Source organism: uncultured Chitinophaga sp. (genome assembly GCF_937898475.1).
Lineage (GTDB): Bacteria > Bacteroidota > Bacteroidia > Chitinophagales > Chitinophagaceae > Chitinophaga.
Window position 1 is genome coordinate 112,681 of sequence record NZ_CALEJS010000041.1, and the last position, 18,251, is coordinate 130,931.

Sequence of the window (18,251 nt, forward strand, 5' to 3'; positions counted from 1 at the left end):
ATTTTACCATAAGGCTTTGACAAGACCTGCTATATAATCCAGTTGTTCGGGCTGCAGGCTGGAACCACTTGGCAGGCATAACCCCTGCTTAAAGAGGTTTTCCGAAACGTTATTGACATAGGCCGGGGCGCCTGCAAATACCGGTTGCAGGTGCATAGGCTTCCATAACGGGCGGGAATCGATATTTGCTTTTTCCAGGGCCATCCTGACAGTTTCGCGATCAATACCACCGCTTGCTGCCGGATCTACCAGCACGGTGGTGAGCCAGCGGTTGCTGAAACAATCTTCCGGTTCTTTGGGAAACACCAGGCCCGGTAAGGCGGAGAGGTGTTTCAGATACCGCTGATAATTAGCGCGGCGCTGTGAGATACGGCAGTGCAGCACCTGCATCTGTCCGCGGCCAATACCTGCGCAAACATTGCTCATCCTGTAGTTGAAGCCAATATGTGTATGCTCATAGTGAGGCGCAGGATCACGGGCCTGGGAAGCCAGGAAACGCGCCTTCTCTATCAAATCTTCATCATTCCCTATCAATGCCCCGCCGCCGCTGGTGGTAATGATCTTATTGCCGTTAAAGCTCAGGATACCGAAGCGGCCCAGTGTACCGCAGGCTTTTTCTTTGTATACGGAGCCGAGCGCTTCAGCGGCATCTTCTATTACAGGTATGTCGTATTCTGCGGCAATCTCCAGTATCTCATCCATCTTCGCCGGCATGCCGTACAAATGTACCGGTATGATGGCCTTAGGTTTCCTGCCTTTTGAAAGCCGGTCTTTTATAGCGGCTTCCATCAGCAATGGATCCATGTTCCAGGTATCCGGCTCGCTGTCTACAAACACCGGCGTAGCGCCCTGGTAGATGATGGGATTGGCGGATGCGGAGAAGGTCATGCTCTGGCAGATGACCTCATCGCCCTGCTGCACGCCTAAAAGTACCAGGGCCAGGTGCAGGGCTGCTGTACCGGATGATAACGCCGCTACATGCCCCGCAGCGGTAAAAGCGGCCAGGTCTTTTTCAAATCCGTCTACATTAGGGCCCAGCGGCGCAATCCAATTGGAGCTGAATGCCTCCTTTACATATTCAAACTCCTGTTCTCCCATGTGGGGCGGTGAGAGCCATATTCTTTGGTGCATAAACATAAACAGTGATTTAAGAAGCCAATGTTCCTTTGCTGTATTTGATAATCCTGCCGGGATTACCTACTATCACGGCATTATCGGGTACGTCTGTAATCACCACCGTACCGGCGCCGATAGTGGCCCATTTGCCGATGATGATGCCCTGTATTACACAGGCGCCTATACCCAGGTGTGTGCCCTCTCCTACTTTTACATTGCCCGCCAGCGCCACGTTGGGAGAAACATGCACAAAATTGCCCAGCTCACAATCGTGGTCTACAGAGCAATTGGTGTTGAGGATCACATGTTCGCCCACCTTTACATCCGCATTGATACTTACACCTGCCATTACCACCGTGCCTTCTCCAATGGTACATCTTTTGGACACACTGGCGCCCGGATGTACGGCGGTGGCAAAGGGCACATTGAGCTGGTTGACCACCTTGCAGCGCTGATGATTGTTGCCGATGGAGACGATCACCCGGGCGTTGCGGCTTAATTTAGCGCCGTCAAACCCGCCCAGGGCGGGATAATCCAGCAATCCTGTTACAGCAGGATCATCATCGAAGATGCCCTGGATATTGTCGCCGTTCTGTTCCAGTATCTCGGCGATCACTTTTCCATGGCCGCTGGCTCCGTACAAATACACTTCATTCATATGCTGTTCATATATTTTGAGTTTCCTGTAAACTTCTCTGCAGTGGCATGGCCATGCTGCGTAACACCTTCTGCCCGGCATACCTTCAGCAGGGTAAGCCACAGTATCCTGAGGTCCAGCGCCAGGCTTATATGCTCCACATACCACACATCATATTCAAATCGCTGTTCCCAGCTGATAGCGTTACGGCCATTCACCTGCGCCCATCCGGTAATGCCCGGGCGCACCGCGTGCCTTCTGCGCTGCATATTGTTATAGAGCGGCAGATATTCAACCAGCAGGGGACGCGGCCCTACCAGGCTCATATCGCCCCTGAGCACGTTGAGCAGCTGCGGCAATTCATCCAGCGACGTTCTGCGCACCAGGCGGCCCAGTGGAGTCAATCGCTGTGCATCCGGCAACAGCTGACCGGCTTTATCACGTTTATCCGTCATCGTTCTGAACTTCATCAACACAAATATCCTCCCGTTGAGGCCCGGCCGCTGCTGAAAGAAAAAAGGCTTTCCGCGGTTAACGATCCATAACAGGATCATCAACGGCAGCCATACGGGCAGCAGCAACACCAGCAGAATGAGTGCTACCAACCTGTCTGCCAGGGGTTTGATGATATGTTTATACCCATGCATTTTTCTTCTGTCTGATCTTTTCAAATTTTTCCTCCTTCAGTACTTTCTGTTGTAAATGCTCCAGATACCGTGCCGCCAGTACCTGCCTGTCAAAATTTGCCCTGGCATAGCGGAAGCCGTTCTCTCCTTCCTGCCGGAGGCGTTGCGGGTTCTGCAGGTATTCCCGGATGATGCGGTTAAAAGCTGCGATGTTCTCCGGTTCCACATAAGCGCCTGCAGCTGCGGTTTCCACCAGTTCGCGGGATACGCCGTCTATAGCCATGAGGATGGGCTTTTTACAGGCCATATAGTCAAAGGTTTTGTTGGAATAAACCGTCTTAAACGTATCCACTTTCTTCAGCACGGAGGCGCCCATATCAGAGGCCAGGATATATTTAAACACCTCCTGTTTGGGCACCGGATCGAGGAAGCGCACGTTTTGCAGTCCCTGTTCTGCAGCAAGCTTTTGCAAACGTGGCTTTTCCATACCCTGTCCTATCAGCAGGAACAGTACCGGCGTATCTTCCAATTGCCGGGCGGCTTCCAGCAGCTGTTCAAGATGATTGGCCACGCCATGGGCGCCCACATAGGTGATCACAAACCTGTTCTCCAGTCCCTGTTCCCGGCGAAAGGCTTCCGCATCAAAAGCCGATAGCAAATGGTCAGACAAAGAGAAATCGGCTGCATTGGGGATCAGTATCAGCTTCGCTTCGGGTACCTGCTTCCGGTCACGCAGGGTGTTATAGAAAGCAGGCGTCAGCACATTGATCAGTACAGCTTTCCTGTAGATGAATTTTTCGAACCAGTAGGCCAGTTTTATGACCAGGCCGTTTTTCAATACGCCGGTATCTATGGCAGATTCGGGCCAGAGATCCCGCACTTCAAATACCAGGGGCATGCGTTTAAAGCGCGACAAGAGGTAACCGGAAAAACCTACAAACAAAGGCGGCGAGGTTACTATCACCAGGTCATACTTCCCCCTGGTTTTGAAGATCCCGGCCCAGAGTGAAGAGAACATAAAGGAAAAATATCCCCAGAGGCGGCCCATGAAATGCTTATTGTATGATTCAGACACATGGCAGCGCCACACCTTTACTTTTCCCTGCTGCCGCTGCATAAAGTACTTCCCTTTGTATTCCTGCCGCTTTTCTGCACCGTTGGCATGGATCATACCTGCGAGTACCGTAACCTGGTGGCCGGCGTCTGTCCAGGACCGGGTGATCTCATTCCAGCGGGACCCTCCCGGATCATCCTCCTCTAAAAAATACTGATGGATCAAAAGAATATGCATAGCCTTTATATTACAGTGATTTCAGTGGTAATCTTATCGCTGTCAGTAGCAAATACGATCTCCGTACTGGCTTCTGTCACTCCGTATAATACAGCATGTTTACCTTCACGCCGCTGTGGTTGCAGCTGTTCTCCACCGCGGTCATAAGCGCTCCACTTTAACCGTTCGGGTACGGTGGTATGCCATAGCTGAAGCATTGGCAAGCCCGCCGGTTTATTTAGTATGTGGTCTTCAATGATCCAGAGGGGACGGTCTTTCATCTTCCTGACCCGGCGAAAATGCCGGATACCTTTTGCCACGTGGCGAAAGGCAGTGATCACCCCTTCCCAGATGTATTCTGTACCGGTTTCCCGCAGGCTGGCGTTCTCGCATTGGGTCCAGTTATACCAGATAAAGCGCGGACCTTTTTCCATCTGGTCATAATCGCCCAGCATTACCGTATTATGAGAGGCCGTGCCCATGAAGTACTTCAACGTTGCCTCATCTGTATTGTACTTATAACTGCCTGCATCCATCAAAATATTGACGCCTTTATACCAGATATCCAGGTGGAGGTTGTCTGCCTGAGAGGGACGGTCTTTATGATTGCCGCAGCGTAAAAAAGTAAGTCCGTCCTCTTCCCTGCATATGTAATAGCCGCCAGCTGTAAACTGGTAGCAGGATCTGAAAGGCTGCAACACCGGCGTTAAACGGTTGCCGGGACGAAGTCCGTACCAGTACATGTCTTCACAAAGTTCCGGCAGGGCCGGGTCCATATCCAGCAATGCCGCCAGGGCCTGGAGTTGCGGACGATAATCACGATAATGGCATTCGTTCAGGCGGAAGAACAGCGCACCGTCATTAGCGCCGTAATTGGGCAGCCAGCCATTACTATCGTTCATGGATGTACGCAGGAATGCCAGCGACTGACGGCTTTGTTCCAGTACCATGCCATTCCACTGTTCGCCGTTCAGCTCTGCCAGCCGCAAGGCCCAGGTCAACAGCTGCACGACTACACGGTGATAGTTCATAGAGAATTGCAGGAAGGTACCATCTGCATATACCTGGTAGGCTATTTCCTGTTCAAACCAGTATTTGCCGCTGGCCTTCCACTTTGCGGCATCGGGCAGCTCGGGATATAATAAACCTCCCAGGTACAAGGCCAGCGTCTCGGTGATGGCATGGTTATTACGAACGGCTATGCGCGAGAAGTGAATATTCTCAAATACATGGTGCAGCTGCCAGTAAATGGCATACTGGATCTTATCAAATACTTCGGCCGTGAGTGCAGGTGCGTTACGATAGTAAAAGAGCGCAAAGGTCCAGTTCAATACCCGCAGACTGATCTCCTGGCTGCATTTGTAGTGAGGGCCGCAATTCACCTGGTTGGCATTGATCCACGACAGGATCTCCGCAAACACCCATTCGCTGCAGTCTTCACCGTAGTGATAGTCATAGCGGATCACATCGTACAGATAGGCAAAGCGAGCCTTTTCCCATACATACTTAATATCACCGGCCTCACGGGAGTAATCGTTGATGGTGGTCCAGTGACGGCTGGCATCGTAAACAAAACCGGTGTCCGGGTTCTGCATCCAGTTATGCTGCTGCCCGATATCCAGGAGCGGGCCATTGAAAAAGGGGAAACGTCCCTGCCTGATCTGCTGATACCTTTCTTTGAGGGAAGGTAGTGGCATTTTAGGCACGGTCATTTCTTCCCGGCTACGGAAAAAGAAACGCACGGAGGATGATTTCCATTGATCCAGGGACAGATACTGCACAAATGGCGGCGCTTCAGGAAAGTTCTTTCTGAGCCTGCCGCTTTTCAGCTGCAGCTCATAAACAGAACGAAAGGCCATGTATCTCCATCCCATATTGCGGGCTACATCCACACTCCGTTTTAAAGTATTCCATTGATTCATACTACAGTCGCAGATTGAGGTGTAAGATTGAAAAGCGCTGCCAGTTTACCGGCAATCCGTTCTGCCGCATGGCCATCCCAGAGGGGTGGTATACCACCCTGTTGCCATTTACCTGCAAAAAGCAGGTCCATGGCAGGTCCCAGTGCGGCGGGGTCTGTACCCAGCAGCATGTTGGTGCCGATGGAACAGGTTTCGGGCCGCTCGGTACTATTGCGCAGGGTCATGCAGGGCACGCCCATCACAGTGGTTTCTTCCGTAATGCCGCCGGAGTCTGTGATCACCGCTTTCGCCTTTTCTACCAGGTAATTGAACTCAAGGTAGCCCAGCGGTGTGGTGAGATACAATAAGGGATGCGCCACTGCGATACGCTCCAGTTGTTTGGCCGTACGGGGATGCACGGGGAAAATCACCGGCAGGCCGTGGTTATTGCGCATCACCTCATTAATGAGCAAAGCCAGGTGCTCCTCCTCATCCACATTGGCAGGGCGGTGCAGGGTCATTACCAGGTATTGCTGCGAAAGGAGGCCCGCCTCCTGCCAGATGGGTGGTTGTATAAAACGGTGCCGGTGCTTCAGCAAGGTATCTATCATGGTATTGCCGACAAAAAAGATCTGGTCGGACGTTTTACCCTCCCGCCGCAACTGCTCGTTGGCGATATCGGACGTAGTAAAAAAGTAATCGGTAATAGCATCGGTTACCATGCGGTTGATCTCCTCGGGCATGGAAATATCCCCGGAGCGGATACCTGCTTCTACATGGGCCACCTTTACCTGCATTTTCTTGGCCACAATGGAACAGGCCAGGGTAGATGTAACGTCGCCTACTACCAGTACCAGCTGACTGGGATGGGCGGCGAGATCCTTTTCAAAGCGCAGCATAATATTGGCCGTTTGCTCTGCCTGCGAGCCGCCGCCTGATTCCAGGTTCACATCCGGCTGGGGAATACCCAGCTGCTCAAAGAAAGACTGGCTCATGTTAGCATCATAATGCTGCCCGGTGTGTACCAGGCGGTAGCTCATATCAAAGCCTTCCTGCTGCTTTTGCCGGATAGCGGCGATGATAGGTGCGATCTTCATAAAATTTGGTCTGGCGCCTGCAACGATGGTGATTTTCACGTTAATAGTTTTTTAAGATGACATCAAAATACCACGGTCAGTTATGAACAACATGGTTGATTGCGTTCTGTACGGTCAGCAAATACTGCCTGATATTGAACCGCTTCCTTACTTTCTCAACGGAGGCGGCTTTCATACTGTTCAACAGTGCCGGGTTTGCATACAATTCATCAAGATATTTATACAATGACTGTTCATTCAGATATGGATCTCTAATGCCATTTTCCTGGTCTACCAGGTCCACTTCACAGCCATCTCCAATGCTTACTATCACGGGCAGTCCGTGCGCCATGGCTTCAGAAATAGCAAGGCCTCCCAGTCCCGGCAGCACAAACACGTCTGCGCCCAGGAAATACTTTGTGACACCATCCACTACCTGGCCATGAAAATGCACATTGTGGCAGCCCAGCGTTACTGCCAAGTCCTGCAGCTCATCCCGCAGGTCCCCTTTGCCTACTATGTGCAGGGCCACCTTACTGCCGTACTTTTTATACAGTGCAGCATATGCCTTTATCAGCACATCTACCCGTTTTCCTTTATCAAGGCCGCCCACGTAAAGGATATTGAAATCTGCGTCCCTGTGAAACTCGCGGTAAACTTCTTCCCTGTTATACTGGCTGATCTTTTCAAAGAGGCGGTCTGTATCCACCACATTCACGGCCACAAAAATATTTTCAGGCGGCACGCCTATTTGTTCAAAGTATTTTCTCCCAACAGAGCTGTAGGTCAGGATAGCATCTGACTTTCTTTCAATCCAGTTGATCAGGAAATTGATCCGCTTTCTTTTCACGTCAAATTCCGTATGCTGAAGTTTGCCGAGGCTCCACCAGATAAACTTTTTCCTGAAAAGCTTTGCATACACGAACCCCTGCAGGGCGTTCAGAAGGTTTGATGCGCCTTCAGACAGGATCACCTGGGGCTTCTCCCTGATCAGCTTAAAGAAAAGAAATGGAGAAAATGGCATGAGCACGGCGTTATTGATGGTACGCGACCTGATACGTACCGAACGTATACGTTCTTTCGGGAAGGCAAACTTTGCACTGGTACTTACCACCTTTGTACCTTCAAAGTCTGGTCCGTAGATCACCTTGAGATTGGCCTGCCCGGTTAAACTCAGTTTTTCATATACCGGCGCGCGGTAATGTTGCACTACCCGGGACAATACAACTAGCTTTAGTTTCCTTTCATTACAATACTGCATGGAGTTCTGTCTATTATTAGTTAAAAACAGCAAGATTGTTTCGCCGCTGGGCCGCATATTCATATGAACACAACAGACCTAAAGATACCCACAGCCAGCTGGCGCCATATAAGGACCCACTGAACATATTCTGCATAAGGCTCTGTATAAACACCACTCCCAGCCAGCTGTTTGCCGGGTCATTCCTGAAAATAAAGACCGTCCTTTTGAAGGCGTAGATCAACAAGGCCACAAATGGAATAAAGCCAACAATACCTGTTGCCATTAAGACTTCCAGGATAACATTGTGCGGGTAGAACCGGAATTTTCTCACCTCCAGCGCATCGCCAAATACCGGGTTATCCATAAACTGCTGCAATGCCCCCTTCCACAATTCCAGGCGCACGGCAGACTCACTGCCACGCGATATATCGGTATTTAAACTGGAGAACCTTTCAATAAGACTGCTGCCGAATAGCCCGCTCAGGTACACGCCTCCCACGGCAATGATCAGCATAACGGCCATTAAGCGCAGGTTAGCCACAGCATTTCCCCGTGAAAAGAACATGATCACAAAAGGCAGGAACAAAGCGAAAATAGATCCTCTTGATGCCCCCAGGAAGAAAGGAACCAAAGAGAACAAAACAAAAACCATCACCAGCAGCTTCTTCCGCAAGACAACGCCAGCCTGCATTATATAGCTGATGCCTATACCAATGGACAAAGTGCCGCAGTACGAAAGCGCCAGCGGTGAAATGTAGTTATCCTCCCGGGAAATGGCCTGGGATATGCGGCCCACCGATCCTATCAGGTTGCGGTAAAACAACAAGGTCATCACAGACAGCAACAAACCGGAGATCAGCATAGACCATTTGATGGCGTCCAGGTCATATTCCCGCAGTTTCATACCACTGATCGCCAGCAAAGGGATGGCTCCAAACGCAAGAAAATACAGCAGGAATTCTGAGATATCTATATGATAGACTTTCATCATCATCATATCAATGATGATCCGGCCGATGTAAATAGCCGCAAAAAGCAGGAACCAGCGGATGGGAGGCCGCAGGTACACCTTCCTTCTCATCACAAGAATAAAACAGAAGCATCCTAATATCAGCATCCTTATCGGAATGGTCATTGACCTTGACAGGGCTATCAATCCCAGGTTTGACAGTATCACCAGGAAAAAGTAGTACCCCGCAAAATTGAAAAAATGCGATACAAAAAGTAAGGACGACTGTATTCTGGCTCTGGTTACTAGCATAACATGTTCTCGTATTCAGTGACAATATTTTTCCAGTTAAACTTCAGCGATTCTGTGTAAGCATTCCTGCTGATTGTTTCGTAATTATCCATCACCCGGGTCAATACCTCATGCAGCTCGTGCATATCATCCGGGGCACAGGCATACCCAACACAACCGTTACTGAAAAAGCCATCTATCCCTTCTCCCCTGCTGTAAATAATTGGCAAAGACTGGGTCATTGCTTCCACATAGCTTACCCCGAATGTTTCCCTGAAAGACAGGAGTATGAAAACATCGCAGGACCTGTAGAAGTGCAGCAATGTTTTCTCATCAGCTATCCTGCCGTGGTACACAATGGCATTGCCTTTTCTCAGGCCCTGGATACCCGAGAAATTGAGCCCCTGCCTGTTCTCTCCTACAATATTGAGTACGATGCCGTTACCAATGGTATATTGCTGCAGGTAGTTTATTAATACCTGGAGGTTCTTATCCTTTTCAACCCTTCCTACAAACAATAGTTTTACACTGGCATTGCCTGTACAGCAGGTACGCAGAAAAGCATTTTCTATCCAGAAAGGGGCTACCCCATTCCGTAATACCCTGACCTTCCCCTTTTGTTGCAGGAACGGATATTGTTCAACAAGATGTTTCTGATAGGCATAAGATGGAACAAATACCAGGTAGGCCGTGGACAACACATATTCTCCCAGCAGGCGAAATACCGGGCTTCGTTTTATAAAAAAGTGGACATCTGTATTTCTCACGGTGATCAACAGTTTCTTCCGGTAGAGATTAGCCAGCAGGAAAGCAGGCAATCCATCGCTGAAAAGTGTGTGCGCATGTATGAACTGATGTTTACCAATATCATATCTTCTTGCCGCTACAAAACAGCATTTGAATATCTTGGTAAAAAAGATACGCTTATCGAGGCCGCCATATATTTTATATACTTTCTGCCCCTGTCTGAGCACTGCATCGTATACGTTGACAGCATTCTTATATACAGGGATAAAATAGGAGTTGCTATTTACATCAGAGAAGGTACAGAAGAAGTAGTGGAGCCTGTTCGTAAGGTAATAACTATTAATATGTAGTACTTTACTTAACATTTGTCGTTGGCATTTAGAGGTTATTGTTTTCTTGCTTTTAAGAACGGGGCGGTATAGTCAACAATGATCCTGTCTCTTGCTTTTTCAACTTCTGCAGGGGCGGCGCCTGCGGCGGCTGCATTCAGCCGTTTATTGCCTGTGGCGGGCTTATCGATCCGTTCTCCGCCTTCCCACCAGACAATTCCATTTAAGCGTGTTCCCTGGTAAGTATAGGTGTTCAGGAAACGGAGGTATTCCTGCATCTTGTCCCGCGAAATAGTGTTCATACCAAAACGCTTGTTGCCAGGGTGCACTTTATACCATACAAAGGGTGCAACCGGCTTCTTCAGGCGGCTGCCAAAACTCAGGGCGAGGTCAACATTCTGTTTCAGGTAGTTTAGGTTCCGCTGCTGCCCCACCTCTTCATCCGTCCGCATGATGTACAGGGAAGGGGTGATAACGTCGCAGCGCGACAACAGCCTATCCAGCTTGGTACTGCTTTGCTTTAGCTGTCCCGCCTGCAGCACCCTGAAGGGTATGCCATAGATGCCCACCTTCAGCTGGGGACGGAATGCTTTCAGCGTGTTCACTACCTGCAGGTATTTGGCTTCTGCGGCTTTAAAACGCGGATCATTGGCATCGTATTCCCGGAGGTCCTTAAAAGGCTGCGCCTCCCAGTCAATAATAAACAGGCCGCCATCATCCTTACCAGGATAAAATTCGGCCGCAGCTTTCCTTATCGCGTCTTCATCCACCTGCTGATCCTTATCCGGATCTATGCCTTTGTAGGTGAGCAGGTGTGCTTCTGCACAATTATTCTGCAGCAGGTACCCGCGGACTTTCGAGGTGTAGTAACCGGGGAAAATATAAATGGTAAAGGGTGGACCGCCATTTGCAGCATCCTGCGAGAGGCCGGGCAGCGGTAAAAACAGGTAGCATGCTATGATAAGCGTTATCAGACTTTTCATAAAGCGTGTTTTATTGGATGATCACTCACTCTGGTATCCTAACATTTTCCGGAAGTTCAGCTTAAAGAAATAGTACAGGTATATCTTACGCCACCTGAACACCTGCCTGCGGATCTCGTTATGCTGCTCCCTGGAGAAGTAGGAACACTTCAGCATCAGGCAGCGTGTGGCAAGCGACAGGCGGATGTTCTCCATTTTGCCCTTGCGGGAGTACACCCCTCCCGGATGGCGGCGATAGTGCGCCCCTATAAATCCGAGTTTGGCGATCTTGCCATGCGAGGACAAGAGGCCCAGCAAAAAAGCATCGCCATTGAAACATTTCAGAAATTCGTCGGGGTAGTGCGTAAGGCAGTTCCTGAACATCATGGACAAGGGCGGTACATGAAGATGGAAAAAGTCTTTCCATCCAAACAGCTGTACATCCGCCTCCACGGTTGCAGGTGTTATCAGCACATTGTCTTTATCCACCCGGTTCACATAATGATAACACAGTACATAGTCTGGATGCGCCTCCAGGAAATCCACCTGCTTCTGCAGTTTATGGGGGTCGGTCCAGTAATCATCTCCTTCACAGATAGCTATATATTTTCCACGGGCAGCATTCCTGACGCGTATGCCGTTCTTTCTTGCACCCACATTTTCGTCTGATGTGATCAGGGTGATTAGGCCCGGGTATTGTTTAACATACTCACCGATCACCTTGCGGGTATTATCGGTGGAACAGTCTTCCCCGATAATTATCTCATACGGAAAGGAGGTTTCCTGCATAAGAAATCCTTCAATAGCCTGTGCTATGTATTTCTCATGGTTGTAGGTAATGCAGGTGATACTTACTAACGGAGCTTCCATATCCAGTGATTTATTGTAATAAACTATATCGTGATCAATGAGATACGTTCCTTAATCTGTTCAAAAGCGGTCCGTGTATCCTGGTGCAGCCGCTGGTTTATACTTTTCAGCTGCTGCCGCAGGGCATCCCGGTTGGTCTCCAGCTGCTGTACCAGGGCTGTACAATTGTCTACAAAATGCGGATCATGCACGCTGATGTTGTATGCTGCCAGGCCCAGTTTTTCCATCAGGCCCCTGTGCTTGGGATGGTTCTCCAGGGAGATAACCGGCACGTTAAAACAGATGGGCACTATTTGTCCGTGCCCTCTCATTGCCAGTGCGTATTCTGCATACTGGTACCAGGCTACTGCCTTATCGGAATGATCAAAGGCATATTTGCCGAAATCCCACACCGCTGTATTGTCCAGGCCCTGCGCCACTTCTTCAGAGAGGCTGACATCCGCCAGGACATGCGGTGCCAGGATCACCTTGCAGCGGGGTGTAATAGCCCGTACAACGGCCCGGATATTCTCCACGAAGCTGTTGTATGCATCCCCTTTACCGAAACGGTACTCCGGTTTATCATTGGCCAGCTGCAGAATGACGTAAGGTTCTTTTTCAGGCCGCTCGTAATACGTGTTCAGATGTACAAAAAATCCGGGGTCTGGTATTTCCGGCACATCGATGCCTGTTTGCTCTTTCAGCCTTTCATAGCTGCCGTCATTGCGGATGGAAAAGTAAGCAGCATGAGCCAGGGTCTCTTTCAGGTGCTCCACCCCATGAGGCGGAATACCCTGTTCGTCTTTAAAATAATTATAGCCTACACCGTAAACAATGAAGGGAATCTTTATCTTGCTGATGTTTTCCTTATCAATCAGCCAGAACCAGCCGTTCGGCCAGTGAGCGCCGTGAATGATGCCGCCGCCGCCTATCACCAGCAGGTCGTAATTCCTGTTAATAACGTCAATAAAGTACTCGTTGAAAACGGTTCCCTGCAGGTTGGTCTCTCCGATCAGGTCTACATCCAGGTATTCGCGCAGCAGGTTCTTGACGCCGATGCCCAGCGCATAATCACCGATATTGTAGTTCAGGCAGTATGTGTGTAAGATCCTCATTGTATGGTTTTATTAGTCCAGTAAACATTCAATATTATCCGGGGCAAATACAGGTATATGCAAATGCTGATGCACCTGGAACCTCTCTGCGAAAGAGTCATCTATGAATATGGCTCCTTCGGGGTCTATATAGCGGTACTTGCAATCTTCTTTAGGCAGATGAATGATCTCATCGAAAATATTCAGCAGGCGGTAACGGGCCAGGGTATCCTCCACTACCCTGTCGTGCTTTGTGATGAGCATGATCTTGATACCTTTATTGAGGAACTGGTACAGTAAAGCTACCAGCTGTACGTTCACCTGCCCGTTCAGCAGCAGGCAATCATCAAAATCCACATAGGCCTTCGTGATATCCAGCCGCACCTTGTACTTATTGTCCAGGGCGCGGTCCAGCTCTATGGGATAGTCATTGTGAAACACATTCACTTTATGACCAAATGCGTCAAAGATGCTGAGCAGGGCAAAGTTTACCCCCAGGTTGCGATAGAGGGAAGATGAGCCGGCCAGCCTGCTGGCTATTTCCAGCAATACCAGCTCGCCTGCCGCGCTTTCCTTTACCTGGTAAAACCAGGCGCCTCTTAATGGAAGGTGATCATTGATTTTTTGTGCAATGGCCGTAAACTCTTCCAGGCGTTCGCTCACGGGTACGGTATGCACGCTGATACCATTGCTGATACGTTTGCGTTTACGGGGCCGTGAGAACAGTAACTGCCCTTCGCTGTTACTGAAGCAGTCTACCGTGTACTCTTCTCCCGGCAGGTTTTCCAGTATCAGCGAATGCGGATATTCTACCAGGTGCTGCCGCCCCTGCACTTCCGTGAGGACCAGTTTAACGCCGCGGGAGCCGTAGCCCACTTCCGGCTTTATGAACACCGGGTATTGCTGAACCTCGTCCAGCGAAGAGAACATGCCCGGTACGCGGATGATATCCTTAAAATATTCGTAAGTCTTTTTCTTGGACAGGCAGATTTCTGTAGTGGCCACGGGAGAAGCAATGACCTTACAGCCAATCTCATCCTCCGCCAGCGACAGCCGCGTGATCACCGCGTCCATGGAAGGATAGATGGCGTCTATATGATGAGCCGCCACAATGGCTCGGATGGCCGGAATAAACCCGGGATCATCCACAAAAGGCACGCTGTTCACATAGTTAGGATATACAAACCTGCCGTGGTCTTCAATACTGCTGGCGCCCAGCAGGTTGACATGCACGGAATACTGCAGGGAACGATACAGTTCCAGGCCTATTTCTGAGCCGCAGGGAAACACCAGTATGTTGTATCTTTTATTCATCCGGTCAGTTATTTTGTACCCGAAGTATCAGGCGCATGGTAAGATCAATCTCTTCCTTACCCAGTGAATAATACATCGGCAAACAGATCACCCGGCGGGCAATATCCTCTGTTACCGGCATCGATACCTTACTCACGTAAGGCAGGATGTTGGATAATGCAGGATAGAAATACCGGCGGGGAAAGACGTTGTTATTGTTCAGTGTTTTTATACACCTGAGCAGCAGCTCCTCACTTTCAAACACCAGCGGGTAATAAGCGTAATTGTAATCAGTACCCGGTGTAATAGCCGGTTTGAAGGCCTTCAGATACTGGAGGTAAGTATCATAATGTGCGGCCGCTTCCTTTCTCTTTTTCAGTATTTCTTCTATATACCGGAGGTTGACCAGCCCCATGGCAGCATGGAACTCGCAGCTTTTGCCGTTGATGCCCAGTTCTGCAAATGCTTCCGGACCATTGTGCCCGAAGTTGCGCATAAAGGCCATTTTCTTCAGCAGTTCAGCGTCCCGGGTAAACACCGCGCCACCTTCTATGGTGTGAAACAGTTTGGTGGCGTGAAAGCTGGTGGTGCTGACATCCCCATACTCAAACACAGACCTGCCTTTGTAGCGGGTGCCGAAGCCATGCGCTGCATCGTAGATCACTTTCAGGTTGTGCCGCTGTGCAATGTCATCAATAGCGCTGATATTGCAGGCATTGCCGTAGACGTGGGTAGCCAGGATGGCCACGGTGTTGGGTGTGATGGCCGCTTCAATACCTGCAGGATCTATGGTCAGGGTTTGAGGATCAATATCAGCGAACACCGGCGTGCAACCTTCCCAGACAATGCTGCTGGTGGTAGCCACATAGGAGAACGGCGTGGTAATGATCTCTCCCTTCAGCTCCAGGGCTTTTATGGCCAGCTGCAGGGCAATCGTGCCATTGGAAAGGAATAAGAGGTGCTTCACCTGGAGATAGCGTTTGAGGCTCAGCTCAAAATCATTTACCAGGGGGCCGTTATTTGTGAGCCATTCGCGCTCCCAGATCCCTTTTATGTACTGTTCATATTCTTCCCGCGGTGGAAGAAAAGGCTTTGTAACTAATATCATCTTTTAAAAACTAGTTGTCTGAGATCAATGATTACCGTCATACGTGTCAGATAGCTCATACTCAGATACAGGGAGAAATAGGCCGCTCCTACGGTGAGGATCCGGGCAATATCGCCGGCGTGAAGCGGTTCCAGGAGGTAGCGGTCCAATGCCCAGGATAATACCGCAGGCAGGATGGTCAGCAGGAAAATGGGCAGCAGCTCGCGGAGCTGATCCTGCAGTGAAAAGTCAATCAGGCGGCCGCTATACCAGGAATTGACCACAAAGGAGAAAACAGAAGACAGCACCTGGAAGTACAGCAGCCCGTAGATGCCGAAGGGGATCACACAAAATATCCCGACAGTAGTAAAGGCCTTCTTAACAACTTCGAGTTTAAAGAACAGGTCGCTACGGCCTTTTACATTCAGGATATTCAGGTTATAGTATTGTAAAGGGAACAGTATGCCACATGCGCAGAGAATGCGGAAATAAGGCACGGCAGGCAGCCACTTTTCCGTCAGCAGTACCCTGAACAGCGGCTCCGCAATGATAGCCAGGACGATCATTACGGGGGTTGTCCAGAAAATCACCTGCTGCATCAGCCTGCGGTATACACTTTTCAGGCGCTTATCATCATCCCGGATGGTAGCAAACATGGGGTAAGTCACCTTGTTCAGGGCGGCAGAGAGGTTCTGCACCGGGAACATCTGCATGGTCTGGGCCCTTGTATAATAGCCCAGCTGTGTTGCCGAAAAGTATTTACCGATGATAAGGTTATAGATATTGGTGTATACCGCGTTGAGCAAACCGGACAGGGTAAGTTTGTAGCCGAACCTGAAATGGTGTTTAAAGCAGCTCCAGTCAAATATCAGGCTGGGCCGCCAGCCGGTAAAGATCCAGTGCTGTACGGTAAACAGGAAGGCCTGTACAAGGTTCATCCATACCAAACTCCACACGCCGTAACCCCAGTATGCCAGCAGAATACCGGTGACACCGCCTCCTATCACAGAGGGTATCTGCATGAACATCTGGGCCCTGAAATTCATCTCTTTTGTGAGGCGGGTGGTCTGTACGCCTATAAAGGCGCGGAGCAGGAAAGAGATGGTATATACCCGGATGATGGCGCTGAGACTATCCTGCTGGTAAAAACGGGCTATCAATGGTGCGGAAGCAAACAGTATGGCATAGATCACGAAACTTCCGGCCAGGTTGATAAAGAAAACAGTAGAATAATCCCGCTGACTGGCATCGGGGGTTCTTATCAGAGAAGACGTAAGGCCGCTATCGACCAGTGAATTACCGATCGAGATAAAGATGGTCAGCATGCCTATCAGGCCAAATTCTGCGGGGAGCAGTATTCTTGCCAGAATGATCTGCACCACAAAATTTATAAACTGGACACTGAACTGCTGACTGATGGTCCAGAATAAACCGGTTATTGTTTTCTCTTTTAAGCTCATTATTTGTTGTCGTCTACAACCTGGCATCTACCAGGGATTTCTCCAGGAATGCCTTGGCATCGAAAATGATAGCGTCGTGTCCGTTCTTGAGCGCATGGTAATCTATTTTCCTGAACTCGTCATGCGCTACCGCCAGGAGCACCGCATCGTACTGGCGATGCACGCCATCTACCAGCTGAAGGCCATATTCCTCCGTTACTTCCGCCCTGCTGGCATGCGGGTCGTACACATCCACGTGCATACCGAATTCAACCAGCTCACGGTAAATGTCAATTACTTTGGAATTGCGTATATCAGGACAGTTCTCCTTGAAGGTGATACCCAGTATAAGGGCCCTGCCGCCTTCTACGCGGCGCCCTTTCTTTACCATCAGTTTGATGATCTTGTTGGCTACAAAGATGCCCATCATATCATTTACCCGCCTGCCGCTGAGGATCACCTGGGGATGATAGCCTACGGCCTCCGCTTTATGCGCCAGGTAGTAAGGATCCACGCTGATGCAATGGCCGCCTACCAGGCCGGGCCTGAACTTGAGGAAGTTCCATTTGGTACCTGCCGCATCCAGCACATCATTGGTATCTATACCAATGCGGTCAAAGATGAGGGCCAGTTCATTGACAAAAGAGATATTCACATCGCGCTGGGCATTCTCTATTGCCTTGGCGGCTTCTGCTACCTTGATGCAGGTGGCTTTATGCGTACCGGCTTTGATAATGCTTTTGTACAGCTGGTCAATATACTCCGCCACTTCAGGGGTGGAACCGGAAGTGATCTTTTTAATGGTAGTAAGGGTATTCACTTTATCGCCCGGCACAATGCGTTCGGGGGAATATCCAACAAAGAAGTCGGTATTGAAGCGCAGGCCCGAAGCCTTCTCCAGCACGGGTACACAATCTTCTTCTGTGCAGCCGGGATACACCGTGGATTCGTAGATAACAATGTCGCCCTCTTTTAGTACGCCGCCCAGCATTTCAGAAGCGCGCAGCAGGGGGCGAAGGTCGGGCGCGTTAAAACGGTCAATCGGGGTGGGCACGGTGACAATGAACACATTGTAGTTGTGCAGCTCTTCAATGTTATCGGAAAAGCAGAGACCTATGCCCTTGCCTTCCTGTCTTTTGGCCATGGCTGTTTTCATGCCTTCCAGGTCGGCCTCCAGGGTATGGTCGCGGCCACTTCTCAGTTCTGTTACCCGCCTGGTGTTGATGTCAAAGCCAAGTGTCTGATACTGCTTGCCGAATTCGATCGCGAGGGGAAGGCCAACGTATCCCAGACCGATAACGGCAATTTTCGTTTCCTGGTTCATATGAAGGGTTTGTTTTTT

The 18,251-nt window shown here is 49.9% G+C and carries 16 protein-coding genes; all 16 read right to left on the minus strand.

The window, feature by feature from the left end; genetic code table 11:
• Nucleotides 1-3: 3 nt before the first annotated feature.
• From Q0577_RS24875 to Q0577_RS24950, 16 genes are read right to left on the minus strand one after another with little or no spacing between them, the layout of a single operon-like run.
• Nucleotides 4-1,131, minus strand: coding sequence for an aminotransferase class I/II-fold pyridoxal phosphate-dependent enzyme (locus Q0577_RS24875; protein WP_298741168.1), 1,128 nt, complete (start codon nucleotides 1,129-1,131; stop codon nucleotides 4-6).
• A 16-nt stretch (nucleotides 1,132-1,147) separates the two neighbouring features.
• Nucleotides 1,148-1,774: an acetyltransferase gene (locus tag Q0577_RS24880; protein WP_298741170.1), complete on the minus strand. Its 627-nt coding sequence runs from the start codon at nucleotides 1,772-1,774 to the stop codon at nucleotides 1,148-1,150.
• Entirely contained in the window at nucleotides 1,771-2,400 is a 630-nt protein-coding gene (locus Q0577_RS24885) for a sugar transferase (RefSeq protein WP_298741172.1), read from the minus strand. The genes Q0577_RS24880 and Q0577_RS24885 overlap by 4 nt, the downstream gene beginning before the upstream one ends.
• Nucleotides 2,387-3,670, minus strand: a complete 1,284-nt coding sequence (locus Q0577_RS24890; protein ID WP_298741174.1) for a glycosyltransferase family 4 protein — start codon at nucleotides 3,668-3,670, stop codon at nucleotides 2,387-2,389. The genes Q0577_RS24885 and Q0577_RS24890 overlap by 14 nt, the downstream gene beginning before the upstream one ends.
• Before the next feature lie 5 nt (nucleotides 3,671-3,675).
• Nucleotides 3,676-5,571 carry an alginate lyase family protein gene (locus Q0577_RS24895; RefSeq protein WP_298741176.1) on the minus strand — a complete coding sequence of 632 codons (1,896 nt, stop codon included), beginning with the start codon at nucleotides 5,569-5,571 and terminating at the stop codon, nucleotides 3,676-3,678.
• Nucleotides 5,568-6,686 carry a UDP-N-acetylglucosamine 2-epimerase (non-hydrolyzing) gene (gene wecB, locus Q0577_RS24900; RefSeq protein ID WP_298741178.1) on the minus strand — a complete coding sequence of 373 codons (1,119 nt, stop codon included), beginning with the start codon at nucleotides 6,684-6,686 and terminating at the stop codon, nucleotides 5,568-5,570. Before wecB ends, Q0577_RS24895 begins: the two co-directional genes overlap by 4 nt.
• A 37-nt stretch (nucleotides 6,687-6,723) precedes the next feature.
• Entirely contained in the window at nucleotides 6,724-7,887 is a 1,164-nt protein-coding gene (locus tag Q0577_RS24905; protein WP_298741180.1) for a glycosyltransferase family 4 protein, read from the minus strand.
• A 16-nt stretch (nucleotides 7,888-7,903) separates the two neighbouring features.
• Entirely contained in the window at nucleotides 7,904-9,130 is a 1,227-nt protein-coding gene (locus Q0577_RS24910; RefSeq protein WP_298741182.1) for an O-antigen ligase family protein, read from the minus strand.
• Nucleotides 9,124-10,221 (minus strand): glycosyltransferase family 4 protein, encoded by a 1,098-nt coding sequence (locus tag Q0577_RS24915; RefSeq protein WP_298741185.1) that lies wholly within the window; start codon nucleotides 10,219-10,221, stop codon nucleotides 9,124-9,126. The genes Q0577_RS24910 and Q0577_RS24915 overlap by 7 nt, the downstream gene beginning before the upstream one ends.
• 20 nt (nucleotides 10,222-10,241) lie before the next feature.
• A complete protein-coding gene (locus tag Q0577_RS24920) occupies nucleotides 10,242-11,168 on the minus strand; it encodes a hypothetical protein (RefSeq protein WP_298741186.1) in 927 nt (308 codons plus the stop codon).
• 21 nt (nucleotides 11,169-11,189) lie between these two features.
• Complete coding sequence (locus tag Q0577_RS24925) at nucleotides 11,190-12,017, minus strand: glycosyltransferase (protein ID WP_298741187.1); 828 nt, start codon at nucleotides 12,015-12,017, stop codon at nucleotides 11,190-11,192.
• A 23-nt stretch (nucleotides 12,018-12,040) separates the two neighbouring features.
• Nucleotides 12,041-13,111 carry a polysaccharide pyruvyl transferase family protein gene (locus Q0577_RS24930; protein ID WP_298741189.1) on the minus strand — a complete coding sequence of 357 codons (1,071 nt, stop codon included), beginning with the start codon at nucleotides 13,109-13,111 and terminating at the stop codon, nucleotides 12,041-12,043.
• Between the two features lie 12 nt (nucleotides 13,112-13,123).
• Complete coding sequence (locus tag Q0577_RS24935; RefSeq protein WP_298741191.1) at nucleotides 13,124-14,404, minus strand: ATP-grasp domain-containing protein; 1,281 nt, start codon at nucleotides 14,402-14,404, stop codon at nucleotides 13,124-13,126.
• 4 nt (nucleotides 14,405-14,408) lie between these two features.
• Nucleotides 14,409-15,491 (minus strand): DegT/DnrJ/EryC1/StrS family aminotransferase, encoded by a 1,083-nt coding sequence (locus Q0577_RS24940; protein WP_298741194.1) that lies wholly within the window; start codon nucleotides 15,489-15,491, stop codon nucleotides 14,409-14,411.
• The gene (locus Q0577_RS24945; protein WP_298741196.1) at nucleotides 15,488-16,930 is read right to left on the minus strand and encodes a lipopolysaccharide biosynthesis protein; all 1,443 of its coding nucleotides are present in this window, start codon (nucleotides 16,928-16,930) and stop codon (nucleotides 15,488-15,490) included. Before Q0577_RS24945 ends, Q0577_RS24940 begins: the two co-directional genes overlap by 4 nt.
• 13 nt (nucleotides 16,931-16,943) lie before the next feature.
• A complete protein-coding gene (locus Q0577_RS24950; protein ID WP_298741199.1) occupies nucleotides 16,944-18,233 on the minus strand; it encodes a nucleotide sugar dehydrogenase in 1,290 nt (429 codons plus the stop codon).
• Nucleotides 18,234-18,251 lie beyond the last annotated feature (18 nt).